This window comes from Thermodesulfovibrio sp. 3907-1M, from assembly GCF_040450955.1.
Classification (GTDB): Bacteria; Nitrospirota; Thermodesulfovibrionia; order Thermodesulfovibrionales; family Thermodesulfovibrionaceae; genus Thermodesulfovibrio; species Thermodesulfovibrio autotrophicus.
Genome location: NZ_CP144373.1, coordinates 519,505 through 528,987, shown reverse-complemented (window position 1 = coordinate 528,987; position 9,483 = coordinate 519,505). Strand labels below are relative to the sequence as shown.

The window sequence follows — 9,483 nt, the reverse complement described above, 5'->3', positions numbered from 1 at the left end:
TACTTTTTATAGTGTAGCTCTTATCAACTCTGCTCCTTTTTCTTTCAGTTTTGCATGGGCAGCAGCAAGCTTTGCTACTGGAACTCTATAGGGAGAACAACTTACATAATTAAGCCCAATCTTATGGCAAAATTCTATAGATTTTGGATCTCCTCCATGTTCACCACATATCCCGAGTTTAAGATTTTTATTTGTTCTTCTTCCTTTTTTTACTGCTATCTCCATTATCTGACCTACTCCTTCAGTATCAATTGATATGAATGGATCCTCTTCAATTATTTTGTGATCAATGTAAAATGGCAAAAATTTACCTGCATCATCTCTTGAGAGTCCATAAACTGATTGTGTTAAATCATTGGTTCCAAAAGAGAAAAATTCAGCTTCTTCAGCAATCTGGTCAGCTGTTATTGCAGCACGGGCAAGCTCTATCATTGTGCCAACTTTATAATCAATTTTCACTTTATACTGTTTCATAACCTCTTCAGCTGTTTTAACAGTTAAATCTTTCATTATTTTTAATTCATTTACATGAGCAACAAGAGGAATCATTATCTCTGGAATAACCTTAATCTTTTTCCTTGCGAGTTCACAGGCTGCTTCCATAATAGCTTTTACCTGCATTTCATAAACCTCCGGATAGGTTATTCCAAGACGACAGCCTCTATGACCGAGCATTGGATTAAACTCTTCAAGAGTTTTAATTTTACTCTTAATTTTCTTTACTGAGACTCCCATTTCCTTTGAGAGAACTTCTATTTCTTCATCTGTTTTTGGTAAAAATTCATGAAGGGGAGGATCAAGTAGTCTTACGGTAACTGGTAATCCTTTCATTTCTTTAAATATTCCAATAAAATCTTCTTTCTGATAGGGTTTAATTTTTTCAAGAGCTTTTCTTCTTTGTTCAACTGAATCTGAAAGAATCATCTCTCTGAATGCCTTTATTCTTTCTGGATCAAAGAACATATGCTCAGTTCTACAAAGACCAATTCCGACTGCACCAAAATCCCTTGCAACACGAGCATCTTTTGGAGTATCAGCGTTTGCTCTTACCTGAAGTTTGCTGAATTTTTCAGCCCATTTCATTATTGTATAAAACTCTTCAGGAAGAGAAGGCATAACAAGAGGTGCCTGCCCCAGAATAACTTCTCCTGTTGTTCCATTTAATGTAATAAAATCTCCTTCTCTAACTGTAATGTCACCAACAGTAAAGTATTTCTCTTCTTCATGAATATTTATCGCCCCGCATCCCACAACACAGCATTTACCCATTCCTCTTCCAACTACTGCAGCATGAGAAGTCATTCCTCCTCTTGCAGTAAGGATTCCCTGTGCAACTGCCATTCCTCCAATGTCTTCAGGAGAAGTTTCATTTCTTACAAGAATAACTTTTTCTCCTTTTTCTGCCCATTCTTCAGCATCCTGAGCAGAAAACACAACTTTACCAACAGCTGCACCAGGGCTTGCGGGAAGCCCTTTTGCAATTACTTTAACTTCTGCCTTAGGATCAATAGTGGGATGAAGAAGTTGATTAAGCTGTTCAGGCTCTATTCTTAAAAGAGCAGTTTTTTTATCAATCAATTTTTCCTTTACCATGTCAACAGCAATCTTTATCGCAGCCCTGGCTGTTCTTTTGCCAACCCTTGTCTGGAGCATGTAGAGCTTGCCTTCTTGAATTGTAAACTCTATATCCAGCATGTCTTTGTAATGTCTTTCAAGTTTATTACATATCTTTTCAAGTTGAGAATATATCCTGGGCATCCTTTTCTTCAATTCTTCAATCTTTAAAGGCGTTCTGATTCCTGCTACAACATCCTCGCCCTGGGCATTTGGTAAAAACTCTGCAAAAAATCTTTTTTCTCCAGTTGAAGGATCTCTTGTAAATCCCACACCTGTTCCAGAATTCTCACCCATGTTTCCAAATACCATTGCAACAATATTACAGGCAGTACCAAGATCATCGGGTATTCCATGAAGCCTTCTGTATGTTACTGCTCGGTCTCCATACCAGGAGTCAAACACAGCCTTTATTGCCATTTTAAGCTGTTCATAGGGATCTGAGGGAAAATCTTTTCCCGTTTCCTTTTTATAAAGTTTTTTATACTTTTCAACAAGAGCCTTTAAATCTTTTGTATCAAGCTCTGTATCTAAGTTTACTCCCTTTTTATTCTTTACCTCATCAAGTAAATCTTCAAACTTTTTTCTATCTATATCAGTAACAATGCTTCCAAACATTGTAATAAATCTTCTATATGTATCATAAGCAAATCTTTCATTTTTTGTTTTATTTATTAATCCCTTAAGGGTTTCATCGTTTAATCCAAGATTTAAAACAGTATCCATCATTCCTGGCATGGAAAACTTTGCCCCAGACCTTACTGAAACAAGTAGCGGATTTTTTGCATCTCCAAATTTACAACCCATTGATTTTTCAACCATTTTAAGATTTCTTAGGACCTCTTCCCACATTCCCTGAGGAAATTTTTTACCAAGCCTGAAGTATTCCCTGCATGCCTCAGTGGTAATGGTAAATCCAGATGGAACAGGAATTCCGAGATTGGTCATTTCAGCAAGTCCTGCTCCTTTTCCTCCAAGAAGGTCTTTCATCTGTCCTGTCCCTTCTGCTTTTCCATCACCAAAGTAGTAAACATATTTTTTCTCAGGCTTTGATTTTTTAGTTTTTGAAACAACCTTGACTGATTTTTTTTGAATTCTGGTTTTGGGCTTTAAAGCCATCTGTGAGTTCCTCCTACAAAATTTTATTAAATTTTATTAAATAGCTATTCATATTACTATGATGCAAGAGATTTTTTCAAGAAAATTTACAACCCCCTTGACTTTTCAAATTCATTATTTTCAAACTAAGCTTCATGGGAAAAATCTATGTTAAACACTTAAAGAGATACGGTAATTTATGGATTTATAAAAATGAAATAGTCTCTGACATCTCCAGGTTTTCTCCAGGAACTGTGGTGAAAGTATATGAATCAAAAACAAATAAATTTATTGGCACAGGATATATAAATCCGAAATCCACAATTGCCGTAAGACTTCTTAGTTTTCAGGATGAAAACATTGACGAGAGCTTTTTAAGATTTAGAATTTTTCAAAGCATAAAATACAGAGAAGAATTTTTAGGACTTAAAGAAACTTACAGAGTGATTTTCAGCGAATCAGATTTTCTGCCAGGTTTGATAGTTGATAAATACAACTTCTGCCTTGTAATTCAAATATTGACTGCAGGAATGGAACAATTCAAAGATGTAATAATCAAAATACTGGATGAAATATTCTGTCCAGAAGTAATAATTCTTAAAAATGACTCTCAATCAAGACTCAAGGAGGGGCTCCCAATTGAAAAACATATAATTAAAGGTGAGCTAAAGCAGTTTCCTTTAATCATTGAAGAAGATGTTAAGTTTTTATTTGATCCTCTTTATGGGCAGAAAACAGGTTTTTTTCTTGACCAGAGAGAAAATAGAATTTTTCTAAAAAAATTAATCACCGCCGGACAGGCTCTTGACCTATTCTGTTATATTGGCACATGGAGTATTCATATGGCAAAAAAAGGTGCTGTTGTAAAAGGAATTGACAGCTCTCAAAATGCAGTAGAATTAGCCATGGAAAATGCAAAAATAAATAATCTTCTGGAAAGATGTAAGTTTGTCAAAGCTGATGTATTTGACTATCTAAAATGGGAGATAAAGAAAAATAAAAAATACGATTTTATAGTGGTTGATCCTCCAGCATTTGTAAAATCAAAAGCGGAAAAAAAAGATGCTATTGAGGGATATTTAAATCTTAATAGTTTAGCAATAAAACTTTTAAAAAAAGGCGGAATTCTTGTCACCTCATCCTGTTCCCAGCATATTTCTGAAAATGAATTCTATGAGATTGTGAAAGAAGCTTTTTTAAAAAATAGAAAAACGGGAAAGGTAATCTACAAGGGAATCCAGAGCAAAGACCATCCAATTCTGCTCAGTATGCCAGAAACAGCATATTTAAAGTGCTTCATCATTAAAGTATTTGACTGAAATGATGTAATTTAATTATACTTTTAAATTATGCGGACAAAGTTTTTCGTTGCCAACTGGAAGATGCATAAAACTGTTAAAGAAGCATCGCTATTTTTTCAGGATTTTATTCCATTAACTAAAGGAATAAACGACAGAGAAATTGGTATTGCTCCTACATTTGTCTGTCTTGAAACTGCTGAAAAAGCATTAAAAAATACTAACATAAAACTCTGTGCACAGAATGTCTTTTATGAAAAAAAAGGAGCTTACACAGGCGAGATTTCTCCAATTATGCTTAAAGATTTAAATGTTGAATATGTGATAATTGGTCATTCTGAAAGAAGGAAGTATTTTTATGAGACCGACGAAGTAATAAATCGGAAGATTAAAGCATGTATTGATGAAAATTTAAATGTAATTTTCTGTATCGGTGAAACAATTGAAGAAAGACAATCTAATAAAACTTTTGACATTCTGAAAAGACAAATAGAAAAAGGACTTGAAGGTATAGCCAATCCTGAAGCCATAGTTTTAGCCTACGAGCCAGTTTGGGCAATTGGAACAGGTATTGTAGCTTCTCAGGCACAGATTGAACAAGCCCATGCATTTATTCGCTCTCAACTAAAAAAATTTTATCCTGACAAAGCTGACAGAATTAGAATACTTTATGGGGGGAGTGTTAGCCCTGAGAATATTTACTCTATAATGAATACAGAAAATGTTGATGGAGTTCTGGTTGGAGGGGCAAGCCTTGATCCTGTAAAATTTGCAAAAATTGTAAATTACGAAAAGCAAAAGCCATTAAAGGAGGAATCATGAAAACATTGCTTTTAAGTTTTCACATAATTCTATGTATTGTAATGATAGCTGTTGTATTGCTTCACAGAGGCAAAGGTGCAGAACTGGGACCTGCTTTTGGAGGAGGTTCTTCTCAAACGCTTTTTGGACCAAGAGGTGCGACCACATTTCTCAATAAAATAGCAACAATTGTCGCTGTGTTGTTTATGATTTCATCATTTTTTTTGACTTACATTACTACAAAAACCAAATCTGTTGTCTCTGATGTAAAGGTCCCACTTCAGAGTCAACCTGCCCAACCTCCATCAGGAGCACAGCCTCAACAAAATAAATGATAAAAAAATATGCTATTGTAGTTTTATTTTTAATTTTATCCTTTAACATTTCCTGTGAAAAAGCTCCTAAGATAAAAGAACCCTTTAATCTCACAGCTGCTTCCTCTGCTGATGCAAAAAGACTTCTTCCTCTTTTTGCTTCAGACTCTGCCAGTGCAGATATAAGTGGAAGAATTTTTAATGGTCTTACCAAATATGATAAAAATTTAAACATTGTTGGTGATCTTGCTGAAAGATGGCAAATATCAAAGAATGGTAAAGAAATAATTTTTTATTTAAGAAAAGGAGTTAAATGGCACGATGGTGTTGAATTTACAGCAGAAGATGTAGTTTTTACATACAAAGCTATCACTGACCCCAAAAATCCAACACCTTATAGAAGCAACTACGGTCCTGTAAAGGAAGTTAAAGCTCTTGATAAATACACTGTAAAAGTGGTTTATGAAAAACCCTTTGCACCAGCACTTGAGTCCTGGGGAATGGGAATACTACCAAAGCACCTTCTTGAAGGCAAAGACTTATTTAACTCACCATTAAATAGGATGCCTGTTGGCACAGGACCATATAAAATGAAAGAGTGGATTACAGGGCAGAGGGTAATCCTTGAAAGAAATGACAATTATTTTGAAGGAATGCCTTTCTTTGAAAAATTTATAACAAGAATTATTCCGGACCCTTCAACAATGTTTCTTGAATTAAGATTTGGAGGAATTGATTTTATGGCACTTAATCCTGCTCAGTATAAATACTATGGAGAAAAATCATATTTCAGAAAATATTTCAATGTTTATAGATATCCCTCTTTTGGATACACTTACATAGGCTATAATCTTAAGGATTCTTTATTTTCAGACAAAAGGCTGCGAAAGGCAATTGCCCATGCAATAAATAAAAAAGAAATCATTGAAGGAGTTTTACTTGGATATGGAACTCCATGCACAGGACCTTTCCCCCCTTCCTCATGGGCATTCAATCCATATGTAAAGGACATTGAATACAATCCTGAAAAAGCAAGAAAAATTCTTTATGAACTTGGCTGGCGAGCAGGCAGTGATGGAATTTTAATAAAAGATGGAAAAAGGTTCTCATTTGTTTTACTCGTAAATCAGGGCAATGAAGTAAGGCTTAAGACCGCTCAAATCATTAAAGAGCAGCTTAAAAAAGTGGGAATTGAGCTAAACATAAGGGTTCTTGAATGGCAGAGTTTTCTTGAACTCGTTACCAAAAGACAGTTTCAGGCAGTGCTCCTGGGCTGGTCTCTCTCTCGTGATCCTGATTTATATGATATTTTTCATTCATCAAAAACCAGACCAGGAGAGTTTAATTTTGTGAGTTACAGCAATAAAGAAGTTGACAGTCTTATTGAAAAAGCAAGAGAGATTCTTGACAGGGAAAAAAGGAAAAAGCTTTACTGGAGAATTCATGAACTTATCGCAGAAGACCAACCCTATACATTTCTTTATGTTCCTGATACAATAGTGGCTGTAAACAAAAGAATAAAAGGAATTGAGCCAGCTCCAGCAGGAATATGGTATAATTACATTTTCTGGTATGTGCCAAAAAATCGTCTTGACTGGTATAATTAAAATTATGAAAACTTTTGCAGTGCTAAAAATTTTAGCAATTAATCTTTTAATAGTATTTTTTCTATTTAGTTTTTGTTATGCCCAAACTGCGTTATTAAAGCTTGAAAATGCCTATAAAAATATAAATGATGCAGCTGGAAGTTTCATTCAAACAAGCCATATAAAAGAAATAAACAAAGTCCAGCAATTCAGAGGCAGATTTTTTATAAAGGGAGATAAAGTAAGATGGCAATATACAGGAGAGTTCTCTCAAACTATCTATCTCGATAACAAAACTCTCATTATCTATGATAAGAAAAGAAAACAAGCAATAATGAGTGAGTTTAGCGAAGAAAAATATGGTCAACTTCCTCTGGCACTTCTTCGGAGAATGGCAGATTTAAAAAAAGATTTTGAAGTTAACGAAAAATCAGAAAACACTATCATGCTCATCCCAAGAAGCAAAATGGGCAACATAAAAAGCATTGAGATAACAGTTGCAGAGGGTGATTTTCCAATAAAATCAATGAAACTAATAGATATGCTGTCTAATACAGTAAAAATTGATTTCAGCGATGTAAAAATAAATACCTCTCTCAAAAACTCTCTATTCAAATTTACCCCAAAGAAAGATGATACGGTTTTAAAATATTAAAAAGTTCTATTGCTGAGGAGGAATAAAATGGCAAAAAAAAGAGTTGCAATAACAATGGGAGATCCAGCTGGAGTTGGTCCAGAGATTATTGTAAAGGCTTTTGCCCAGGAAGATATCTACAAAATTTGCAATCCCCTTGTCATAGGAGACAGAAGTGTTATAAAAGAAGTAATTAAAACCATCGGAATAGATTTTGACCCAGACAACATAGAAATATTGAATCTAAATGAAATCCAGAATCCAGCAAAACTTTTAAAATGTGCTCCATCAGAGGAATCAGGCAGAGCTTCATTTTCTTATATACGGAAAGCTGTAGAGCTTTACAGACTTGGTATAGTGGAAGCAATTGTTACATGCCCCATTACAAAGTCAGCTTTGCGAATGGCTGGGCTGCACTGGCTTGGGCATACAGACATGCTTGCTGAGCTTACTCACTCAGAGGATTACGCAATGGCTTTTTACAGTGAGTCTTTGAAAGTGATTCTAACAACAATACATCTTCCCTTGAAAGATGTTCCCCATTTAGTTAAGAAAGAAAGAGTAATAAAAACAATATTTTTTGCCCAAAAAGCCTGCGATATGCTTCAGATTGAAACCCCGCGTATTGCAGTATGTGGGCTTAATCCCCATGCAGGAGAAGAAGGTATTATGGGAAGAGAAGAGATTGATGAAATTGCTCCAGCAGTTAAAGAAGCAAAGGCACTGGGAATAAATGTTTCAGGACCGTATCCAGCGGACTCTATTTTCTGGCGTGCCTTCAATGGTGAATTTGACATAGTGGTTGCAATGTATCATGATCAGGCACTTGCACCTTTTAAACTCGTTGCTTTTGATAAGGGAGTAAACTTTACAGTGGGACTTCCATTTATAAGAACATCTCCTGATCATGGAACAGCCTATGACATAGCATGGCAAGGGAAAGCCACACCAACAAGCCTCATTGAGGCTATCAAACTTGCTGCAAGGATGGTGATAAAGTGAAGCTTTTTACGCCCTTTGAAATTAAAACAATTAAAATGCCAAACAGAATTGTCCGTTCTGCAACCTATGAAAAAATGGCAGATGAGGACGGCTTTGTTACAGAACAATTGATAAATCTATACGTAACGCTTGCTAAAGGTGGTGCTGGTTTGATAATTACTGGAAATGCTCTGGTTCATGTGTCTGGAAGAAGTGCTCCGAAGATGCTCTGTATTCACAATGATTTCTACATTGATGGTTTAAAAAGATTAACCTCAGCTGTTCATGAAGCGGGTGGCAGAATTGTAATCCAGCTGAGTCATGGAGGAAGACAGTGTGCTTCGTTGTTTCTTGGAGGAGCTCAACCAGTGGCACCATCAGAAGTTTATGAACCTGTTTACAAAGTAATGCCAAGACAGCTCACCCAGGAAGAAATATGGGAAATTATTGAATCCTTCGGTAAAGCTGCAAGAAGAGCTAAAGAGGCAGATTTTGATGGTGTGCAAATTCATGGTGCTCATGGATATCTTGTAAATCAGTTCCTATCTCCCTATACAAACAGAAGAGATGACTACTGGGGTGGTGATGAGGAAAGAAGATTTCACTTTCTTGAAGAAGTTTACCTAAGTATAAGAGAAAATGTAGGATATGACTGGCCTGTAATGATAAAACTAAATGCCTGTGACTTTATAGAAGGAGGGCTAACATTAGAGGAAAGCCTCAGAATTGCTAAAAAGCTTGAAAATTTGGGTATTGATGCAATAGAGGTCAGTGGCGGAATTGTGGAATCAAAACCAGAGGAAAGGCCTGTGAGAATGAAAATTGACTCCCCTCGGAAAGAAGCTTATTTCAGAGAGTTCTCAAGAGAATTTAAGAAAGAGCTTAAAATTCCTGTTATGCTGGTAGGTGGAATTCGCTCTCGCTTAGTAGCGGAAGAAATCTTACAAAAAAAAGAAGCAGACCTTATTTCCCTTTCAAGACCCTTAATAAGAGAGCCTGATCTACCTAAAAAGTGGATGGAAGGAAAAGAAACCTCAGATTGTATATCCTGTAATGAATGTATGAGATTCATGAGATTAGACCATGTTAAATGTAGTCAGCTTGAAAAAAAGAGATAAATTGCTTTAATTTAATTGATAAAATTGTTTAAAAGGAGG

At 35.5% G+C, this 9,483-nt stretch carries 8 protein-coding genes; 7 read left to right on the top strand and 1 reads right to left on the bottom strand.

The genetic code is table 11. From position 1 onward, the window contains the following. Nucleotides 1-6: 6 nt before the first annotated feature. Nucleotides 7-2,733: a pyruvate, phosphate dikinase gene (gene ppdK, locus V4D30_RS02795; RefSeq protein WP_353684731.1), complete on the bottom strand. Its 2,727-nt coding sequence runs from the start codon at nucleotides 2,731-2,733 to the stop codon at nucleotides 7-9. A gap of 134 nt (nucleotides 2,734-2,867) precedes the next feature. Here ppdK and V4D30_RS02790 point away from each other — a divergent pair, with 134 nt between their 5' ends. From V4D30_RS02790 to V4D30_RS02760, 7 genes are read left to right on the top strand one after another with little or no spacing between them, the layout of a single operon-like run. After that, nucleotides 2,868-4,031 carry a class I SAM-dependent rRNA methyltransferase gene (locus V4D30_RS02790; RefSeq protein WP_353684730.1) on the top strand — a complete coding sequence of 388 codons (1,164 nt, stop codon included), beginning with the start codon at nucleotides 2,868-2,870 and terminating at the stop codon, nucleotides 4,029-4,031. 30 nt (nucleotides 4,032-4,061) lie between these two features. Continuing rightward, nucleotides 4,062-4,832: a triose-phosphate isomerase gene (gene tpiA / locus V4D30_RS02785; protein ID WP_353684729.1), complete on the top strand. Its 771-nt coding sequence runs from the start codon at nucleotides 4,062-4,064 to the stop codon at nucleotides 4,830-4,832. Then, nucleotides 4,829-5,146: a preprotein translocase subunit SecG gene (gene secG, locus V4D30_RS02780; RefSeq protein ID WP_353684728.1), complete on the top strand. Its 318-nt coding sequence runs from the start codon at nucleotides 4,829-4,831 to the stop codon at nucleotides 5,144-5,146. The genes tpiA and secG overlap by 4 nt, the downstream gene beginning before the upstream one ends. Beyond that, entirely contained in the window at nucleotides 5,143-6,732 is a 1,590-nt protein-coding gene (locus V4D30_RS02775; RefSeq protein ID WP_353684727.1) for a peptide-binding protein, read from the top strand. The genes secG and V4D30_RS02775 overlap by 4 nt, the downstream gene beginning before the upstream one ends. Before the next feature lie 4 nt (nucleotides 6,733-6,736). Beyond that, nucleotides 6,737-7,366 (top strand): outer membrane lipoprotein carrier protein LolA, encoded by a 630-nt coding sequence (locus V4D30_RS02770; RefSeq protein ID WP_353684726.1) that lies wholly within the window; start codon nucleotides 6,737-6,739, stop codon nucleotides 7,364-7,366. Between the two features lie 27 nt (nucleotides 7,367-7,393). Next, complete coding sequence (pdxA, locus tag V4D30_RS02765) at nucleotides 7,394-8,347, top strand: 4-hydroxythreonine-4-phosphate dehydrogenase PdxA (RefSeq protein ID WP_353684725.1); 954 nt, start codon at nucleotides 7,394-7,396, stop codon at nucleotides 8,345-8,347. Then, nucleotides 8,344-9,444, top strand: coding sequence for an NADH:flavin oxidoreductase (locus V4D30_RS02760; RefSeq protein WP_353684724.1), 1,101 nt, complete (start codon nucleotides 8,344-8,346; stop codon nucleotides 9,442-9,444). The genes pdxA and V4D30_RS02760 overlap by 4 nt, the downstream gene beginning before the upstream one ends. Nucleotides 9,445-9,483: the final 39 nt, after the last annotated feature.